Raw genomic sequence first — 19,020 nt, 5'->3', positions numbered from 1 at the left:
ACCTTCTTAAAGCTTGCAAGTCAAAGTCAAAAGAATAATGTATGGGAAACACAAAGTTTCCGAACCCCAAATGAGCTTCAAGAAGTAAAACCTTTGCTTGAACTAAAGGGTTTATCTAAGTCTTTTTATGTGGATAAAAGGAAATTGACGGTCCTGGAAAAGATCGACTTGCAGGTAAACAAAGGAGATTTTCTGTGTATTGTCGGGCCGTCAGGATGCGGCAAGTCCACTCTCTTAGGTCTCATTGCCGGGTTTGAGCAGCCTGATTCCGGTCAGATCATGCTTGACGGGCAGGAAGTAGTAAAGCCCCAAACCAACCGCATTATGGTGTTTCAGGACTTCAACCAGCTCTTTCCCTGGAAGAACATCCTGGATAATGTTCTCTTCCCCTTGAAGATCCACAAGCTCGGAAGCACGGACAAAGAACGCAAAGAAATAGCCGGAAAGTATCTGGCCATGGTCAAACTTGATGGTTTCTATGACTTTTATCCTCATCAACTATCAGGAGGGATGAAACAGAGAGCGACGATTGCCCGGGCTTTGGCCATTAATTCCGAAATCCTCTTGATGGACGAACCTTTCGGCAGCCTTGATGCCCAAAGCCGCCAAGAACTGCAACAGATGTTGATTGAGCTATGGCAGGACACCGGCGTTACCATCATTTTTGTAACCCATGATATCGGAGAGGCTCTCGCTCTCTCCAACAGGCTTGTGGTCATGGGCAAGGCTCCGCAACATATCAGTGCTATTCTTGACAATGATTTGATGCGACCGCGTGATCCTTCAGCTGCTGATTTCGGCAGACTCTATCATTATATCTATCAGATGTTAAAGTGCTAACAGAATCCCTAAAATTAACGGGGTACTTCCTTGCCGATGACCAGCTTCTTGGAATATTGTCCATAATGAAAGATACGCAGACCAAGATTGGTGAGCGGCTTAAAAAAGCGGTTTAGAGCCCAGGTGATACGGGCACTGAAGAGACCGACCACAACTCCGGCAAGCACATCAGTCGGCCAATGAACGCCGGTGTAGATGCGTGCAACTGCCACAAAAACAGCTAAGAATGTGAAACTGAGACTCACCCAGCGCTCAGACTTCCTCCAGGAGCCTGCTGCAAAGGCGAAACTTCCAGCCGTATGATCGCTGGGGAATGATGAATCATGAGCATGCGGGATAAGCTGGTGAAATGAGCCCTGTGGCAGCGTGACAAAGGGGCGGGGTCTAAACCAGACCTGGGCGATCAGGACATTAATAATGAGGGCGAATATACCTGAAAATCCCATAACCATGAGGGCGTGACGGTGGTTCGTATCAGAGCTTGGTAATACAAACCAAGCAATAAGAAACAGAAGAGCGTAAAGTTCGAGAGCATATTGGGCCCCGAAGGCCATTAGTTTGTCCACGAGTGCAACTTGCCCCGCCAAGTGGTTTATTAAATGGTAGCCAGCAAGATCAAATACGTTCATTTAGATTGTCCTCCCTCAAGCAGGTTAATTGTGCTTTCATCTTTACCATATAATAAGACGATGGAAGGTTCGACAAAGTTCGAGGCGATTCTGAGAAGTTTTTGGTGTCCGGCCAGATATTTTGGAGTGAAAAAGCAAAAATGATTTTAGGAGAAATTTGAGCAAAGATCTTATGAGATGCTGGGCAAAAGGTTCAGTTAAGCATAGGGCTTGCGAGATGTTAAAGAAGAAGGCTGTCTCACGAGTGAGGCAGCCTTCTTCTTGAGCTATTTGGCTTGGGTCGGCCAAGTCTACTTCCTATCTAAATTTTCGCGTGGTAGTATCCATGTTCGTTTAGGCTTTGTGCAGCCTAGATCATTTAGTTTCCGCAGGTTCCGCAGCCTCTGCAGCTTCATTGCCACCATCTTCTTTGTCCGAGGCTGCTCCGGCTTTGTCCACGACACCGTTGTTTCCTTCGTGGTCGCCCTGTTCTTCATATTGCACATTATCGTTGTCTGTTTCGGGCGTTTTAGCTTGTTCTGTTTTACTGGAACTCTTCTCAGTGTCAACCGTTACTGCATTTGCCTGAGGAGCCGCTGTGGCCACCGTTTGGCCAGTGGTAGCAGCCGGTTGCGCGACTGCTGGTGGCGTGGGCGCGGGAGAGTTCGCGGCCAGGGCTGTGCCGCTAAATGAGCCCAAGCCTGCCAGTGCGCCTGCGATGGCGAGCGTTCCAATCGTTGTCCACATTGTTTTTTTCATCCTGAGATCCTCCTTTATGTTTTGGGCTCTTGTTCTGAGCCCTGTTTTTATCCTAGACCTGAAAGATTAAAATCCCCTAAAAAACAGATTAAGCTTACATTGAAGTTTTATTAATATAATTTACATTTCGTTTTAATCCGAATTTAATCATGGGCTGTTAGGATAGGTTTTGTGTACATTCATTATTATTCCAGCACGAGAAAGGGAGGGTATTGAACTTGATCGTTACAAATAACTTGACTAAGACCTACAAAAACGGGTTTAGAGCCGTAGATCGCTTGAATTTGGCCGTCGGGGAAGGAGATATTTACGGTTTTCTAGGGCCGAACGGAGCAGGAAAAACGACCACGATTAGGATGCTGAACGGACTGATGAAGCCGACGAAGGGGCAAGTGTGGATAGAAAAGAAAGACATCAACCAAGACGTACAGGCTGTTAAACGAATCATCGGGGTGCTGCCGGAGTCACACGGGTACTATCCCTGGATGACAGGTCAAGAGTATTTGGCCTATTTCTCCAAGTTATTTGAACAAGACCCCAGGGAAGCCAAAAGCTATATTCCTTTCCTGCTTGATAAAGTCGGATTAAAAGATAAGCATAAATTAATCGGACACTACTCCCGTGGAATGCGGCAGAGGTTAGGGCTAGCCAAGACGCTGATTAACCATCCCAAAGTTATTTTTCTGGATGAGCCGACCTTGGGACTTGATCCGATGGGGCAAAAAGAGATTCAGAATCATATCATTGATTTGAACCAAAGTTTGAGGGTTACTGTCTTTATAACCTCCCATTTACTCAAAGATATCGAGGTTCTCTGCAACAAAGTTGGCATTGTGAAAGAGGGTAAGCTGATTGAGCAGGGGGAAATCAAAGATTTACACCAAAAATACGGCAAGAACAACATGATAAAACTCAGAACCTCAGATAATCTCGCGGCGAAAACGATCTTGGAAGGATTTGAAGGTTTAAGGGTAGAGGTAAAAGGAGAGCTTATTTATAGCTATTTCTTCCAAACAAACCTTTCAGCCCTCGACCAAAGAAAACGGGAAATCGTTGGACTTCTCTTTGCTGAAGGAATTGACATTCATGAAATCGGCAACGTAGAGACCTCGATTGAAGATATCTTTCTTGACTTAGTCGGTGGAGCAAAAGAGGGAGGGGAGAAGGCATGAACTTAGTGATCAGCAAGAAGGAAATTCAAGAAAACGTACTGGCCTGGAAAGGAAAACTATGGTTTGTGATTGTGGCGCTCCTTTTCAGTACCATGGCGTATAGTTTCGTAGGGGTTAAAGAACTTAGTTTACTGGCGCAGACCGAAATGATGGTCACGTTTGGGGAAGTTATCCTGGGTCTGGGGCTTATCATTTCCATTATCTTGGCCGCTGTCTCTTTTTCCTCGGAAAAGGAGCAAAGCACCTTGGAAAGCATCCTGCTGACACCGGTTGCGAGAATTCACCTAGCTTGGGGCAAGCTCGTGGCGGTCTTGTTGATGTGGTTTTTAACTTTTATCCTTGCGATTCCGTATATCGTAGTTTTAGGCAGAGGGACGCACATGATTGTTCCGATGCTCGCATTTCTGTTCGTTGTCGGGAGCGGAGTGGTGTTTCTTTTTGCCTGTATTTCCATGGGGCTATCGATCGTATTGGGTTCGTCCAAGAGTGCGATTATGACCTCCCTGATGGTGTTTATGCTTTTAAGCGTTCCGGCCTTACTTTCCTCAGCGGCGACCAAAGCCGGTGTGGGTGCGTTCATCGCGCACATCAGCCCCGCAGCGAATGCGATGAATCTCTTGAAGGGTATTATTCTTCACAATCAAGGGATCATGGCTTCCCTAGCAATGGCCGTTCCTATTTTTGCGGGAATCATTGTCGCTTACGGATGCTTGCTTTACGCACTTAAGAAATTAGAATTTGAAGGAGGGGAGTAAGCATGAAAGGATGGCCGCATGCATTTACGGCAAGAGGGATCGTAGGATTTTGCCTTTCTTTGATGCTCTTGTTATCATTAAACACGAGCGCAGTTTTTGCTCAGGATATGGGGAACTCTCCCGCATTGGGTGTCCATATTCTTTCTCCCCAAGAAGTGAAGGGGTATGCCGGAAAAGAGGATACGGTAAAAGTGAGCGTGAACAATAACACAAACCAGCCGCTTCATGATATTCTGGTATATATTACTATGGCTGATCTTCAAAAGAACTCGACCGTAAACTTAGAGGATTTTAATGCGGATAAACCTGTCCTCATTTCAGAGCTGGGGGAAAAAAAGTCAAAAATCGTGAACTTACCCGTGCGCTTTGTGTATACGAGTCAGTATGATCTGTATGTGACGGCGATTGCTAAAAGTTTGCCTGAAACCAGCTCTAGTTCCGCGATCCCAGTGGAAATCGTGGGGAATACCCAAGTGGATAAAAATCAAGTGCTGCTCGTTTCCTCGCTTGAACCGGTGTTCGTGTTGTTCTTCGTGTTATTGATGCACACAGTTATGAAGAAAAGGAAAGAACGAAACTAAGTTTCCACTAGGAAATCCCATCAGAGGTACCAAGGAGGTAAGCGAAGTGGCCCTAAATCCTGAGTTGAATGTCTTATTGGTAGAAGATGACGAGGCCATTGCCAAAGTGATTAAAATGGAGCTCGAACATCAAGGGTATAGAGTTAGAGCGGCCAGAGAAGGAAACAGCGCCTTAAGCCTTGCTTTAACCCAGACGTGGGATATTATTCTGCTTGACATCATGCTCCCTCACCTCAGTGGTTATGAGATCTGCAAACAGGTTCGAGTGGAAAAAGATACCCCTATTTTACTTTTGACGGCGAAGGACGAAATTCAGGATAAGGTATTTGGCCTGGATCTTGGTGCCGATGATTATTTAACCAAACCTTTCGCGATGGAAGAACTCCTTGCGCGCATGCGGGCGGTGATGCGGCGTCCCCATCAGGGTACACCTAAGGACGTTCTCAAGTTTGACGCGTTGGAACTGGATATCAGTGCCCATCAAGCCCGTTTCGATGGGGAAGGGATACAACTGACGAAGACAGAGTTTGAGTTGCTTAAATTTTTCTTACAGCATCCAAGGCATGTTATGTCGCGCGAGCAGATTCTGGAAGCGATTTGGGGATATGACTATTTTGGGGATACCAATGTGGTTGATGTGTATATGCGGTTTTTACGGAGCAAAATTGATGAACGGTTTCAGACCCACTATTTTCAAACGGTGAGGGGGGTAGGGTATGTCCTTCGCCGGGATGATTAGAAGATTTGCCGGGCGGGTGAGGCTGCAAGCAGGTTTGGCCTGGAAAATTGCCCTTTGGTACATGCTGTTGCTGTTGCTTACGGTCTTGATGCTTTCCGGCCTAACGTATTGGGGAAATAGCCAGGCTTTATTGCGCGAAAAGCGGCAGTTCTTAGAGAATAGTGTCTCACAAATTTCGAATATCCTTAATGACCGTGGTGAGGGGCAGGCGATGGACATAAAGGATTCTGAGCTGTTTAAAGGAAATGTTCCCCAGGGGGTTAACCTCCAAATTAGTTCCTTGTCAGGGGATGTCCTGCAGCACTCAGGCAAATCCTTTTTACCGGTTGCCGAAAATGTAAATCCGGAAATTCGGGTTTTTAATGGGGAGGATTTTCTCTATGTTGCACGTCCGGTTCAGTCCCAAGGCAAGACCATTGCCTACCTTCAGAGTACGCTTGACTTAGAGGATGTGGAACTGGCACAGAGGACACTTCTTAAACAGATTTTTATTGTCGGAGGCTCTGCCTTGCTCCTGGCCGCGCTCGGCGGGCTGATCCTAGCACGGCAGGTTCTCTCCCCGTTAGGAAAGCTTAATGAGGCGATTGCGGGCTTAACGGCCCGCGACTTAAGCCGACGCCTGCCCTTAAAAGGGAATGGGGATGAACTGGACCGCTTGGGCCAGAATTTCAACCGAATGCTTGAGCGCCTGGAAATTTCGTTTGCCCAGCAGAAACAATTTGTCGCCAATGCTTCCCATGAGTTGCGTACGCCCCTCATGGTGATTGGTGGGCACGCGGATATTTTAGAACGTTGGGGTGCGGCAGACCCTAACGTTGTCAGGGATTCGGCCCGTGCCATCACGAACGAGGTGGGAATGATGACCAAGTTAGTGGAAAACTTGTTGACCCTTGCCCGGGAAGAACTGGTTTTAGCATTAAGCTTGGTCAATCTAAGCGAACTCGTGCTGGAAGGCACATCCGGGCTCCCTTTTATGCGCACTTATCATGTGCAATACGACGTGGCTCCGGAGATATATGTGCACGGGGATGCGCTTTACTTAAAGCAAGTGTTGCGCATCATTATGGAAAATGCCAGCAAATATGTGCCGCTAGGGGGACATATTGTCATTAGGCTGAAGAATGAAGAGGAGCGGGCGTGGATTACAATTGAGGATGATGGCCCTGGAATTCCGCCGGAATCCTTAAAAGCGATATTTAACCGTTTTTATCGTGTAGACCCGGCCCGCTCACGCAGGGTACCAGGCTACGGCTTAGGATTAAGCATCGCGAAAAAGATTGTGGAACAGCATGAAGGACGGATGTGGGCGGAAAATGTTGACCCGCAGGGGGCTCGTTTTTGGGTTGAACTTCCTTTGTAAAGTAGCTGCCCCGGAATTTTTAATTTCCGGGGCAGTCTGTGTCAGAAAGAGTTGTTTTCTGAGCCTTCGCTCCAGTCTTCGTTGGAGGGATAGTGGCTGAACTTGCGCAGGCCTTTAAGTTTTTGCATTTCCGTTTGGATTCTGGTGCTGCAGGTTTCACAGATATAAGGGTAATTTGGGTTTTTACTGATGGAGTGGTAGTCTTTGTGGACTTTGGTAACATACTTGAGATCCCCGCAAACTTTACACCGTACTTCCATCTTCCCTCCCTCCTTTATTAAACACCGTGCTTGCAGAGTTACCCTAATATATTCTATTTAGCGAGGGAGTATTGGTTTTGAGGGCTGAGCGGTGTTTTTTGTCGTTTAATCAGTCGTTTGGGGTTCTTAATTAATTAAGAGATTGGGAAATACTTTCATATTCTCTAAAACCATAAAATCTAGTATGATATAGAGACATAAGTAAGTATGGACAAACGTTTTCATGATGCATGCGAACAGCAGCGGAGGGCAATATGAGGGAAAAGGTTTACTACCTATCAAAATTAGATTTTTTTGCTGACTTAAACACACAAGAATTAATTGAACTTGCTGAAGATTTCTTCTGGCAGGAGTATGCTGCTGGGTCTGTCATCATTGAGCAAGGGCAGGAAAAGCATAGTTTTTATGTACTGGCGCAGGGGAAGGCTGAGACTGTGATCGAAAAAGCAGGCCGGATTTCCTGGCAGGTTAGTTGGTTTGAGGACGGGGATGCTTTTGGCGAGATCTCCCTCTTTACCGGTAAACCGGCTCCTGCCGGTGTACGTGCTGTCGAGAACTGCAGAGTGCTGGCCCTCGATTCTGAAGGTTTTTCACGCATGCTTGTGCGCTGGCCCAAGCTTTATCCCAAGTTTATTGAGGTGTTGTCTCAAAGCTTAAATAAAGCGAACCATGTGTTGTGGGATACTAAGCATAAAGAATTCTTGCTTTCCGCTTTGCAGCTTACGCATTATGAGGAAAAATTTTACGGCATTTGGGGAAGTGTTAAGACGACCAGTGAAGTAGAGAATAAGCTTAACGAACTGGCCCAAAGCGGAGATAACCTGCTGCTGATCGGAGAAAGAGGAACAGGCCGTCAGATGCTGGCCTGGTACCTGCATAAAATGCGCTGCGGCGAGGCGGCACCGTTTGTGGTGGTTGACGGGCGCAATTTTGACCGCCAGTGGGGGGACTCAGTCTTAGACGCTGGAGACGGCTCGGCAGCCGCATTTAGAGGAAGCAGCCTGCTTGAAGCTGCCCAAGGCGGCTCAGTGCTGATTAGGGAAGTTAACCTCATTTCTCCGCGCGCACAGCTTAAATTAGCACATTCATTGCGCATGCAGGCTAAAAAATGCCTGGTTGTGGCTACCGTCCAGACGGAGCCTGACTTGCTTACTTCCAAGCTCATTCCGGAGTTAAAAGAGTGCTTTCTTTCTACTTATAAAATATCTCCGCTGCGCGAGCGCAAACGGGATATCCCGGTTATCGCCCAAGGGGTGTTGGAGAAGCTTGCCCGCAAACATCAACGCCCAGCTCCGGTTCTTGATCAGGAAGCCACGAAGCTTCTCCTATCGCACAACTACCGGCAGGGGAACGTAACGGAATTAATCCAGGTGATTGAGCGCTCTTTTTTCCTGGCGGAAAACAATGTTATCGGGTTGGAACACATCTTCTTCGGCCCGACTGCTGAGAAAATCGGAAGCTCGATTAATCTGCTTTCGTGGGACTGGATCTCTGACCTCTTTAAGAAGGGACGTTTGGTAAATTCCCTAAGGATCATTACCTCTGGAATATTCGTGGGGATTGTGTTGTTATTGCTCTTCCTGTCAAAGACAACTGTTGTGACCAAGGTTTTCATTGCAGTCTGGGGTTTGTGGTGGCCTGCGTTGGCCATCATTTCCCCGATCATCGGGAGGGTATGGTGTACGGTTTGTCCATTTTCGTACATTATGGATTTGGCGCAACGGAAAATGCACTTGAACAAGCCGGTGCCCGATTTTCTGAAAAAATATGATTATATTCTTGTAACTTTTTTGTTTACCCTGATTTTTTGGATTGAGATCATGAGCGGAATGCGTTCTAACCCTTGGTACACGGCTTTGCTGCTGCTTTCTATTCAATTAGCAGCGATCCTGACCGGCGTCATCTTTACGCGCCATGCCTGGTGCCACCATCTCTGTCCGCTCGGTGGGTTTGTGGGCACCGCCTCGATCGGAGCGATGCTGGAGGTTAGGGCTGATGCCACTGTGTGCTTAAATAAGTGCACAACCCACGAATGCTATGTGGGTACGGGTGAAATTGCTGGCTGTCCTATGTCTCAGCACTTGCCTTACCTTGATAATAACCTGTCGTGTAAACTGTGCTTTAACTGTGTGCGTAATTGTCCCAACGGTGCGGTGCAGTTGAATTTGCGTGTGCCCGCTCGTGAGGTATGGCATTTAGTACGGGTTAATCAAGGGTATGCTATCTTCATTGCGGTCGTATTGGCAATCCTCATTCCATTAAATTACTTTGAACCGCTCATTGGAGTTTGGCCTCCTGAACAATGGAGAGCGGCATTTAGTTTGTCTTATTGGGGTGCGGCTTTGGCTGCAGGGGTTTTTACTTGGCTGATTGCGGAACCATTCAAAAAGAAAGCGGCTACGCGCCGCGTTAAGCTGGTGTTTGCTTTCATCCCCTTAGTCTTAGCTGGACACATAGTGTATCAGCTCCATTTCGTTCCGGGTGCAACCTCTTTAATGCTCGGAGTAGGGTTAAAGAATTCTTTAGGGATTACGCAGGCTGTTTATATTCCCGCTTATCAGGTCGGCCAGGCATTGGCCGTTGGCATAGGGGCACTCCTGACCGTGGTGACGGTGGTGCTGGTGGTGTTAAGGGCTAAAGAAAGAGAACGGGGGAAACTCAAGGGAGATGATCAAAACATAGGAGGCAAAACGGCAGGAACTGCGCTCAAAACAGAAATGTAAACGGCATCATCACAAAAATGCTTTCGGATCCTTAGCACTTGCTTGGGGTCGGAAGTATTTTTTAATTAAATGTGGTACCGAAAGCCCCATAAGAATAAGTAAAGTTCCCTCCAAATGATATGCCCTTAGTTTTTCTCCGAATAAAGAGGATGCGAGTAAAAAGCTAAAAATCGGGATCAAATTATAGTACAAGCTTGAACGGGCTGGACCTAAGCGCGAAACTGCGCTATTCCAAAACATAAAGGCAATAACGGAAGGAAATAGCCCCAAATAGATAAGGGCTAAACCAGTTGTAAGGGTCATAGTTGGTAGAGGCATCCAATGGGACTCTAGTAAGGATGCCGGAAGCAAGAACGCTAGTCCGATATATGTCGCAAAAATTGTTCCATGCCAGGAATTAACATAGGCTGAAGTCTTGCGGACTAAAACAGTGTAAGCAGCCCATACGAATGTGCTTAAGACCACAAGCAAGTCACCCGGATTAATCTGAAAAGTTAGGAAATTTATCAAATCCCCTCTTGCCACAATACAAGAGATTCCCAGAAACGAGACAAATAAACCAAGTTTATTAGGGAGAGGGAGTTTCTCTTTCAAGTACAAACTACTAAACAACGATATTGTCATGGGATTAAAGGAATTAATCAAAGTGGCATTAATGCTCGTTGTGTAATGAAGACCCCAGTACACCAAGGGATTAAATAAGAAGATTCCGCTAAACCCCATTACGATTAAATACCCTAAAACTTGCTTTTTGGGGCGAGCAACTTGCCTAGACAATAAAAATGGAAGATATATGACAGACGCAATTAAGAAGCGGGCCGTCCCTAAAAAGAAGGGAGGAAACTCGGTTAAAGCTTTACCTACAATAAAATTTGTACTAAAGATAAAAGCCACTGAGATTAGCATAAGGTGAGGAACAATAGCTCTAGTTTTTCTTTCCACTTACATCAGCCTCGCAATATTTATTAGCACAACTAAAATTTATAGTGCAAGATTCATACCACGGATTCTGCTCACATTTCAGAGGTATTTTTGCAAGATTGAGAAAACTTCGCAAAAACGCAAAACCCTATGATGATCTAAGGGGCGGCTGTGAACTAAGGATAATGCCTGTTAGCGTGATTGTTTGAACGGAGTATGGAGAATAAGGGGGATAAAAACAGCAATGGCATGATACTTGCATATGATCAGTAAACAGAATCTTATTTGTTTATTAAAAATCTAAAGGGGGAAGATGATATGGCAAAACCTGAATTGGAATTCTTTGACCACGATCTCAACATTGGCTGGCGTCAGGTAGAAGGAGCACAGGAGGGGATTATTGAGAAGATACTTAGCGATGATCCTGATACAGGTTCATACACCAGGCTCTTGAAGTTTCCTCCCGGTTTAACAACGAACGAGGTGCTGGTACATGAATTCTGGGAGGAAGTGTATATTTTAAAAGGCAGTTTAACTGACCTTAATAAAAAGGAGACGTATGTTGAAGGAATGTACGCCTGCAGGCCGCCCCAAATGACGCATGGCCCCTACAGTATTCCAAACGGTTGTACAACCTTAGAGATTAGGTACTATGTTAAATAACTAAGTTTGGGCAAAGAAAGGCCAGAACACAATTTGTTCTTTCTTTATTTTCAGATTTTACAAACTTGCGAAAAAGTTTGAAGCTTTTTCGCAAGTTTGATAATACCTGTACACACGGACTTTCTGGATAGATGGGGCTAAACACAGTGCCTAGTAGGTAGGATTGAGGTCAAAACATGTAGAGCTATCTTGGCACAGTTTTTGCAAAAATCTAAATCTAGTGAATCTTAACATCAATTTTAGGAGGAATGCTCACATGAAACCTGATTTAAGTGTAGAAGTATGGGGCAAGAAGTTCAAGAATCCAATTGTTGTAGCATCAGCAACGCCAACTAAAGATGCTGACTATATGAAACGGTGCGTGGATGCCGGAGCCGGAGGACTTATCTCAAAGACGGTTACTTACGAAAAAGCGTTGCAAAAGTATGTTTCACCGCGCTTTACGGTTTTGCATAAAAAAGGGTGGCCTCACGCTTTTTCGAATTACTCTGCGGAATTTCTTGCAACTTATACTCCGGATGAATGGATGCCTGAGATGGAGGAAACGAAGAAGTACTGCGAAAAAAATGGTACTGTTCTTATCGGGAGTATTTCAGGGGATACCTTAGAAAACTGGGGTAAACTTGCCAAAATGATGGAAAACGCTGGTGCCGATATGATTGAGTGCAATTTTGGCTGCCCGCACCCCCGTGATTTAGGATACAAAAGTGGACAGGAATTAGGAAGCGACCCCGAGGCCGCAGCTGAAGTATCGAAGATAGTAGTGGATTCCGTGAAAATTCCTGTAATCATCAAACTGACGGCAGAGGCTGTTGACCCGGTTTATGTTGCCAAAAAAGTGGCTGCTGTCGGTGCCAGCGGAGTGACAGTGCACAACCGTTTCCCTGCTTTGGACATTGATATTGAAACCGGCCGACCTTTGCTCCATTCTACTTTTGCGGGTATTGGCGGTCCTTGGATGCGTCCGATCATGCTTAAGTGGGTGGCTAAAGTTGCGAGGTCGTTAGATATCCCCATTTCGGCCACGAATGGAATTTGGACTTGGGAAGATGTAGTTAAAGCGATCATGGTTGGCGCTTCAACGGTTCAGACTACGACCGCTATAATGTACGGCACCAAAAAATTTGGGGTGATTGAGGACTTTATTAAGGGTATGGAATCCTTTATGGAATCTAAAGGATATAACAGCATTACTGAGATGCGCGGGATTACCTTAAGTCAATTAAAAACCTGGGATGTTGTTGACCGCGAATCGCGGTATCTGTCCCAAGTCGATCCGGAAAAATGTACAGGCTGCAAACTTTGCCTTAACTGGTGTTTCTTTGATGCGATCAGCATGGATGGGAGAAGCGCTGTGATTGACCGTAGCAAGTGCGACGGCTGTGGCTTATGTCCGGCACTATGTCCCAAAGACGCTATTACCATGGACGGCCCTGGTCAAAGCTATCTCGGTAATTTCCGTTAACTGCTTAATTTTCGCACCGATTAAGGAGATGTGTATCAATGCGGGTATCTTCCATTCAATTTCAGATTCGGGACGACGAAACGAAAGCACAACGCCTCCAGCGTATGATAACAAAAATTGACTCATGCCGTGGTTCGCAGCTTATAATCCTGCCGGAAATCTGGAATACGGGGTATTTCAATTTTGATCTCTATGCCGCAGAGAGCGAGAGCTTGCAGGGTGAGACGGTAACGCTGATGGCGGCTAAAGCCAAGGACTTGCAGGCCTATGTTATGATGGGGAGCTTTGTCGAAAATGACCGAGGCAAATTGTTTAATACCAGTGTCCTTCTAAATCCCCAAGGGGAGATCATTGCAACCTATCGCAAGATTCACCTTTTTGGCTTCGGCTCCGATGAAACACGGCTGCTCACCCCCGGTGCCGAGGTTGTAACGGTTGCAACGGAACATGGAGTTTTCGGGTTGGCAACGTGTTACGATCTCAGGTTCCCGGAACAGTTTAGGCGGATGCTCGATCAGGGAGTGGAATTTTTCTTGATCTCTTCCGCCTGGCCCTATCCCAGGTTAGATCACTGGCGTACACTCAATCAGACGAGGGCCTTTGAGAATGAATGTTATCTCATCTCGGCCAACTGTGCAGGAATCAATAGAGGGAAACAATATCTGGGTCACAGTGCGATCGTTGATCCCTGGGGAGTGACCATCGCCGGTGCCGGGGATGAGGAAAGTGTAATCACAGCAGAGATTAATGCTGCAGAAGTCAAGCGGGTGCGGGAAGTATTTCCACCGGTAACGGACAGGGTCCAACTTTAATTTGGGCAGGGAGGACTTTGAATGAATTTGAAGTTTTTTGTGAATGGGGATGCAAAAAAGGTCATTGATTTTAATGTTGAGAGAATACTGAACGGGGGCTTCGCAGGGCGCAATCAAGATCAGGTCAGAAAGCATATTGAGGAACTCGCCGCCCTGGGCGTGCCTGCTCCCAAGGAGACCCCGGTCTTCTACCCTCTGCTCCCGGATAAATTAACCACCGGCGAAGAGGTGGAGGTCATCGGGAACGGCAACTCCGGAGAAGTGGAATTTGTGATTCTCTATAGTCAGGGGGGATTGTTTGTCGGCCTTGGCAGTGACCATACTGACCGTGAATTAGAAAAAACCAGCATTATTAAATCGAAACAGGCTTATCCAAACGTCATTGCCCCAACGGTTTGGCGTTATGAGGACGTGATCAGTCATTGGGATGAGATCGAGATGCGCGCTTGGCTTGGCGAAAGTAAGGAGACTGTGTATCAGGAAGGCCAGCTGGCACTTCTGATGCGTCCTGAGGAACTTATGGAGAGAGCACAGGCACTGGTTGACGGAGATATGACCGGAACCGTACTTTATTCCGGAACCTTGGCAACGCTCGAAGAATTGAGATTCAGCGAGTATTTCCACATTGAGCTATTTGACAAAGTAAGAAATGAGAGAATCAGCCATGTCTACCGGATTAAACAACTAAATTGGTTTAAGGGTGAGATCTAATCAAAAGCCTAATCTTGGATCCCGTAGTGCTAAGGCGGCAGCAAGAGAAAAATGGAAATTGAACCGAGGGGGTGAAAAAATGGATGAATTAAGGGAATTTGTATTGACGGTCAATGGCTCTGAGAGAAAAGTTCAGGCTCACAGCGGAACCAGCCTGCTTAAAGTTCTGAGAGAAAATCTTAATCTGACCGGCACCAAGGAAGGGTGCAGTGAAGGGCACTGTGGAACGTGTGCTGTGCTCGTTGACGGCAAAGTGGAAAAGTCCTGTCATTTTCCGGTCGAGAAGGCTGTAGGCAAAAGCGTAACCACGATCGAAGGTTTGGGAACCAAGGACAAACTTCATCCCTTGCAGCAAGCTTTCATTGAGACCGGGGCCATTCAATGCGGGTTTTGCACTCCCGGAATGATTATTACGGCCAAGGGATTGCTAGATGCGAATCCTAAGCCGGGGAGAGAGGACATCATCAGGGCTTTTCAGGGCAACCTCTGTCGGTGTACCGGCTATGTCAAGATAATTGACGCGGTTGAGCGGGCGGCAGCAATTATGGCCGGAAGCGGACAGGCAATAACGAACGGAGATGAGGGCAAGGTACTGGGCGCAAGTCTGCCGCGTGTAGATGCCGTGGCCAAGGCTATCGGGGAAGCGGTATTTGCAGACGACATTAAAATGGAAGGCATGCTGTACGCGGCGGTTGTGAGGAGCCCGTATCATCACGCTTTGATCAAGAAAATCGATAAGGGTCCCGCTTTGGCGCTGCGCGGGGTCGAGGCTGTTTTCACGGCCGAGGATGTCCCGGGGTTTAACCGCGTGAAGATTTTCCGCCCCGATTGGCCTGTGTTGGCAGATGGCAAAGTGCGTTTTGCAGGCGATGCGGTGGCGCTGGTTGTTGCGGACAGTCTGGAAAGAGCCAGGGAAGCATGTGGCAAGGTCGTAGTGGAGTATGAAGAACTCCCGGTATTTTTCGATCCACATCATGCGGCAGCGGAAGAAAATATCCGGATTCATGAAGATAGTCCGAACATTGCCTTTGCCAAGTCCCTGACTAAAGGAAATGCCGCAGAGGGTTTTGCGCAGGCCGAGATTATTATCGAGAACATATATACGACTCCGGCTCATGAGCATGCGTATCTCGAACCGGAAGCAGGGGTCGCTTATGTTGATTCGGAGGGGGTTCTGGTGGTGATGGTCGGAACCCAGAATGCCCAGCATTTGCGCACGGAGTTGGCCGGTGTGGTTAACCTGCCCGTAGACAAAGTCCGGGTGATTCAAACGGTTACCGGCGGTGGGTTTGGCGGAAAGCTTGACATTACCATTCAGGGGTTATTGGCTGTGGCTGCGCATCTGACGAAGAGACCGGTAAAAATCGTGTTCTCACGCGAAGAATCGTTTCAGGGGACGACGAAAAGGCATCCCTTCTACATTAAACACCGCCTAGGGGCAACCAAAGAAGGGGTTTTAAAAGCCCTTGAAGTGGAGTTCCTCGCCGATACAGGAGCTTATCTTTCATTTGGTCCCGGCGTCGTCATTCGGGCGGTGGTCCATGCTACCGGCCCCTACCGTCTTCCCTATGTCAAAGTGTCCGGGCAAGCGGTCTACACCAATAATCCTCCCAGTGGAGCCATGCGCGGGTTTGGGGTGCCGCAGGTCGCTTTTGCGATGGAAGCGCAACTGGATTTACTGGCTGACAAGCTGGGCCTTGACCCGTTGGAATTGCGTTGGCGTAATGGCTACGTGGGCAAAGACGTGACGGCCACAGGGCAAACATTGGAGGAGAGGCTCGGGTATTTGGAGACATTGTCAGCTCTTCGGACGGATTATCAAGAGGCTATAGCAAAGGTCCAAAGCCAACAGGAAGAGGGCAAAATTAGAAAAGGTGTTGGCATTGCTTCAATGTGGTTCGGCCCAGGCAAAACAGGTTTGGCGGAGAAGTCCGAGGTTATGTTGGAGTTAAGTCCCGAGGGCAAAGTCCGGTTGGTTACAGCAGCGGCTGATATTGGACAGGGACTCGATACGGTCATGGCTCAGCTCGTGGCTGAGGCGTTGGAAATACCCTACGCCATGGTTGAAGTATCTACCCGAGATACCTTTGGATCACCGGACGGTGGGTTTACCTGTGCCAGCAGGCAAACTTACAACACGGGGAACGCAGTTCTCAGAGCCGCGGACAAATTCAAAGCAAACTTGCTGCGGGGAGCGGCCGAGGTCCTAGAAATTCCGCCAACACAATTAGTATTTAAGAACGGCCTGGTCAAAGCGCAGCAAAACCCGGAAGTTTCTCTGGGGTTGGCTCAGCTTTACAGCCAGAATATTCCTAATGCTTATGGACAGTATGCTGCCGAGGTCACTCCTCTTGATGATGAGGGGCAAGGCTTGGCTTATGAGACCTACACCTTTGGTACACAAATGGCGGAAATTGAATTGAATACCGAAACCGGCGAAGTCAAGGTTCTTAGGGTGGTGGCGGCACATGATACCGGAACTCCTGTTAATCCCCAAAATGTTGAAGGACAGCTCGAAGGCGGAGTTCTAATGGGCTTGGGCATGGCGTTAAAAGAGGAGTACATCACAGGCAAAACCAAGAATTTTGGAAATTATCGCATTCCCAGGATTAAGGACGCTCCGGAAACGAAGGTTATTCATTTGGATGTAAAGCACGAACATGGACCGTTCGGTGCTGCAGGTGCCGGCGAGTGTTCTTTAGTTCCCACGGCACCGGCGATTGTCAACGCTGTTTCCCGGGCTATCGGGCACCGGTTCTTTGACCTGCCAATCACTGTGGCTAAAGTTAAAGCTGCACTAGCGGAGCAAGGGAACAACGGATCATAAAGTTACAAAATAATTGGGAGGAGGTCGGGTATGGATTATATTCCTTATCTTGTGTCCGGGTTAGTTACGGGTACGATTTTATTGCTTGGTACGGTCGGTTTTTCCCTTGTAAAACGAATTGAGAATTTTCTTAATATCGCGCATGGCCAGGTATTAACACTTGGAGCTTATCTTGGTTATACATTTAACGTGAAACTGGGTTGGAATATCTTTCTCTCGTTCATAGCAGCTACTTTGGTCACAACTCTGGTAGGCTGGTTGATTTTCAAAGTTTTTTATAAGCCGATCCGTAGTTATGGCAACCTGTACCTATTATTTACATCGGTTGGAGTGGCTTATATCATTCATGGGGCTATCGAAGCTTTTTACGGAGTGCAGGCGAAGACTTACAGTGTGCCGGTTTCTAAAGTTTTTGAGATTAATGGGATTCCTATTATATCAGGTACAGAAGCGGCGGTCATAGTTTTAGCTCTAGGCAGCGCTTTCGGGCTTCATTTGTTTTTGACCAGAACCTTGACCGGGAAGGCAATACGGGCCATGGCCAGTAATCTGTCCTTAGCGAATGCCAGAGGGATTGACACCGAAAAAATTGCCTCCGTGGCCTGGCTTTTGTCTTCAGCTCTTGGTGCTATGGCTGGAATATTTTCCGGTTTGATCGGCACCGTTTACACGGACATGGGATGGGCTATTATTTTGTTGATTCTGTCGGCTGCGGTTTTAGGCGGACTCGGTAGTTTGTACGGAGTTATGATCGGAGCCATGATCATTGGCTTAAGCATGGACTTGAGCGTAATTATTCTGCCGGCCTCTTATAGGCCTGCTGTCGCGTTTGCCATGGTAATCGTCGTGCTCTTATTTAAACCACAGGGAATCTTGGGAGGTGAGGGCCATTAATATTGGAGTTTTTCTGGCAGGAATCGTTGTTTTGATGGGCATTTATACAATGCTGGCCTTGGCGCTCAATATAAGGTTTGGTACGGCAGGGCTCATCGATCTCGGTGTCGTAGGTTTTTTTGCTATAGGAGCCTATAGCTATGTAATTCTTACAGCTCCTGCGCCAAGCACTGCAGATGCTTACATGTTTGGCTTTCACTTGCCCATGTTCATAGGCTTCTTAGGATCAGGGTTAATTTCTGCCTTTTTTGCTTTTCTCATTGGTTTGCCTGCGATTCGGTTAAAAGGAGAGTATTTGGCGATTGCGACTTATGCCTTTGCCGAAGTCATTAAATACCTCTTCACCAACGAGAATTGGCTGACAAACGGAGTTAAGGGATTCATCGGGATTGAGCAACCGTTCCGCAAATTCTTTGTGTCTGCGAATTCCTACCAGTATTTTTATGCGTTCTTAATCGTGCTCGCAGTTGCTTGTTTTTGGTATATTCTTTCCCGTTTGGATCGGTCGCCGTTTGGGCGCACCCTTAAAGCAATAAGGGAAAACGAAGATGCTGCTAGGGCAGCCGGTAAGGATATCGAAAAGTTTAAGATGTGGGCGTTTGTGATCGGAGCTGCCATTATTGGGTTCGCCGGTTCGTTTTATGTTTGGTTTACAAGTTTAGTGGTTCCTTCATTGTTTGTCAGTGAAGTAACCTGGGTAGCCTGGATTGCCTTGACCATTGGCGGAACAGGGAACTATAAAGGGATGATCTTGGGAGCGGCTATCATCGTCGGAATTCAGGAAGCCACTAGGTTCTTGCAGGCATCGGCCGAGTTGGCACCGATTTTGGCTGCCAGCAGGTTTATTGCCATGGGTTTAATCCTGGTCTTAATCATTCGGTTCAAACCTAAAGGAATTTTGCCTGAACGCAATGCTGTTAATTAGGGAGG

The 19,020-nt window shown here is 47.1% G+C and carries 18 protein-coding genes; 14 read left to right on the top strand and 4 right to left on the bottom strand.

Annotated elements, in window-relative coordinates; translation table 11 throughout:
- The first annotated feature begins 93 nt into the window (after positions 1-93).
- Positions 94-840, top strand: coding sequence for an ABC transporter ATP-binding protein (locus ACYQ2N_RS06895; protein ID WP_459998404.1), 747 nt, complete (start codon positions 94-96; stop codon positions 838-840).
- 14 nt (positions 841-854) lie between these two features.
- Here the strand turns inward: ACYQ2N_RS06895 and ACYQ2N_RS06890 are convergent, their stop codons facing one another.
- Both ACYQ2N_RS06890 and ACYQ2N_RS06885 read right to left on the bottom strand, forming a co-directional pair.
- On the bottom strand, positions 855-1,469 hold the full coding sequence (locus tag ACYQ2N_RS06890) for a phosphatase PAP2 family protein (protein WP_459998403.1): 615 nt from the start codon (positions 1,467-1,469) through the stop codon (positions 855-857).
- Between the two features lie 354 nt (positions 1,470-1,823).
- Complete coding sequence (locus ACYQ2N_RS06885; protein ID WP_459998402.1) at positions 1,824-2,207, bottom strand: hypothetical protein; 384 nt, start codon at positions 2,205-2,207, stop codon at positions 1,824-1,826.
- Positions 2,208-2,425: 218 nt separating this feature from the next.
- Between ACYQ2N_RS06885 and ACYQ2N_RS06880 the strand changes: the two genes are divergently transcribed.
- The 5 genes from ACYQ2N_RS06880 to ACYQ2N_RS06860 are packed head-to-tail and all read left to right on the top strand — an operon-like array spanning position 2,426 to position 6,814.
- On the top strand, positions 2,426-3,379 hold the full coding sequence (locus ACYQ2N_RS06880; RefSeq protein ID WP_459998401.1) for an ABC transporter ATP-binding protein: 954 nt from the start codon (positions 2,426-2,428) through the stop codon (positions 3,377-3,379).
- Positions 3,376-4,134, top strand: coding sequence for an ABC transporter permease (locus tag ACYQ2N_RS06875; RefSeq protein ID WP_459998400.1), 759 nt, complete (start codon positions 3,376-3,378; stop codon positions 4,132-4,134). Before ACYQ2N_RS06880 ends, ACYQ2N_RS06875 begins: the two co-directional genes overlap by 4 nt.
- Before the next feature lie 2 nt (positions 4,135-4,136).
- Entirely contained in the window at positions 4,137-4,715 is a 579-nt protein-coding gene (locus ACYQ2N_RS06870) for a hypothetical protein (protein WP_459998399.1), read from the top strand.
- Between the two features lie 46 nt (positions 4,716-4,761).
- Entirely contained in the window at positions 4,762-5,454 is a 693-nt protein-coding gene (locus ACYQ2N_RS06865; RefSeq protein ID WP_459998397.1) for a response regulator transcription factor, read from the top strand.
- Positions 5,432-6,814 (top strand): sensor histidine kinase, encoded by a 1,383-nt coding sequence (locus ACYQ2N_RS06860; protein WP_459998395.1) that lies wholly within the window; start codon positions 5,432-5,434, stop codon positions 6,812-6,814. Before ACYQ2N_RS06865 ends, ACYQ2N_RS06860 begins: the two co-directional genes overlap by 23 nt.
- Before the next feature lie 41 nt (positions 6,815-6,855).
- Here ACYQ2N_RS06860 and ACYQ2N_RS06855 read toward each other — a convergent pair whose 3' ends face one another.
- A complete protein-coding gene (locus ACYQ2N_RS06855) occupies positions 6,856-7,074 on the bottom strand; it encodes a DUF2197 domain-containing protein (protein WP_459998394.1) in 219 nt (72 codons plus the stop codon).
- Between the two features lie 254 nt (positions 7,075-7,328).
- Here ACYQ2N_RS06855 and ACYQ2N_RS06850 point away from each other — a divergent pair, with 254 nt between their 5' ends.
- The gene (locus ACYQ2N_RS06850; protein WP_459998392.1) at positions 7,329-9,797 is read left to right on the top strand and encodes a cyclic nucleotide-binding domain-containing protein; all 2,469 of its coding nucleotides are present in this window, start codon (positions 7,329-7,331) and stop codon (positions 9,795-9,797) included.
- A gap of 9 nt (positions 9,798-9,806) precedes the next feature.
- Here the strand turns inward: ACYQ2N_RS06850 and ACYQ2N_RS06845 are convergent, their stop codons facing one another.
- The gene (locus ACYQ2N_RS06845) at positions 9,807-10,739 is read right to left on the bottom strand and encodes a DMT family transporter (protein WP_459998390.1); all 933 of its coding nucleotides are present in this window, start codon (positions 10,737-10,739) and stop codon (positions 9,807-9,809) included.
- A gap of 297 nt (positions 10,740-11,036) precedes the next feature.
- On the opposite strand from ACYQ2N_RS06845, the gene ACYQ2N_RS06840 reads away from it, so the two are divergent.
- The 7 genes from ACYQ2N_RS06840 (at position 11,037) to ACYQ2N_RS06810 (ending at position 19,015) form a co-directional block, all read left to right on the top strand.
- Positions 11,037-11,381 (top strand): cupin domain-containing protein, encoded by a 345-nt coding sequence (locus ACYQ2N_RS06840; RefSeq protein WP_459998389.1) that lies wholly within the window; start codon positions 11,037-11,039, stop codon positions 11,379-11,381.
- A gap of 256 nt (positions 11,382-11,637) precedes the next feature.
- Complete coding sequence (locus ACYQ2N_RS06835) at positions 11,638-12,846, top strand: tRNA-dihydrouridine synthase (RefSeq protein ID WP_459998388.1); 1,209 nt, start codon at positions 11,638-11,640, stop codon at positions 12,844-12,846.
- Between the two features lie 38 nt (positions 12,847-12,884).
- Positions 12,885-13,658, top strand: a complete 774-nt coding sequence (locus ACYQ2N_RS06830) for a carbon-nitrogen family hydrolase (protein WP_459998386.1) — start codon at positions 12,885-12,887, stop codon at positions 13,656-13,658.
- A 21-nt stretch (positions 13,659-13,679) separates the two neighbouring features.
- Positions 13,680-14,369, top strand: a complete 690-nt coding sequence (locus tag ACYQ2N_RS06825; RefSeq protein WP_459998385.1) for a DUF2848 family protein — start codon at positions 13,680-13,682, stop codon at positions 14,367-14,369.
- A gap of 79 nt (positions 14,370-14,448) precedes the next feature.
- The gene (locus tag ACYQ2N_RS06820; protein WP_459998383.1) at positions 14,449-17,196 is read left to right on the top strand and encodes a molybdopterin-dependent oxidoreductase; all 2,748 of its coding nucleotides are present in this window, start codon (positions 14,449-14,451) and stop codon (positions 17,194-17,196) included.
- A 30-nt stretch (positions 17,197-17,226) separates the two neighbouring features.
- Positions 17,227-18,090, top strand: coding sequence for a branched-chain amino acid ABC transporter permease (locus tag ACYQ2N_RS06815; RefSeq protein WP_459998382.1), 864 nt, complete (start codon positions 17,227-17,229; stop codon positions 18,088-18,090).
- The gene (locus ACYQ2N_RS06810; protein ID WP_459998381.1) at positions 18,077-19,015 is read left to right on the top strand and encodes a branched-chain amino acid ABC transporter permease; all 939 of its coding nucleotides are present in this window, start codon (positions 18,077-18,079) and stop codon (positions 19,013-19,015) included. Before ACYQ2N_RS06815 ends, ACYQ2N_RS06810 begins: the two co-directional genes overlap by 14 nt.
- Positions 19,016-19,020 lie beyond the last annotated feature (5 nt).

It is taken from the genome of Paradesulfitobacterium aromaticivorans (genome assembly GCF_054657415.1).
Note: the sequence above shows the minus strand (reverse complement) of the source record. Positions and strands in the feature narration are given on the sequence as shown.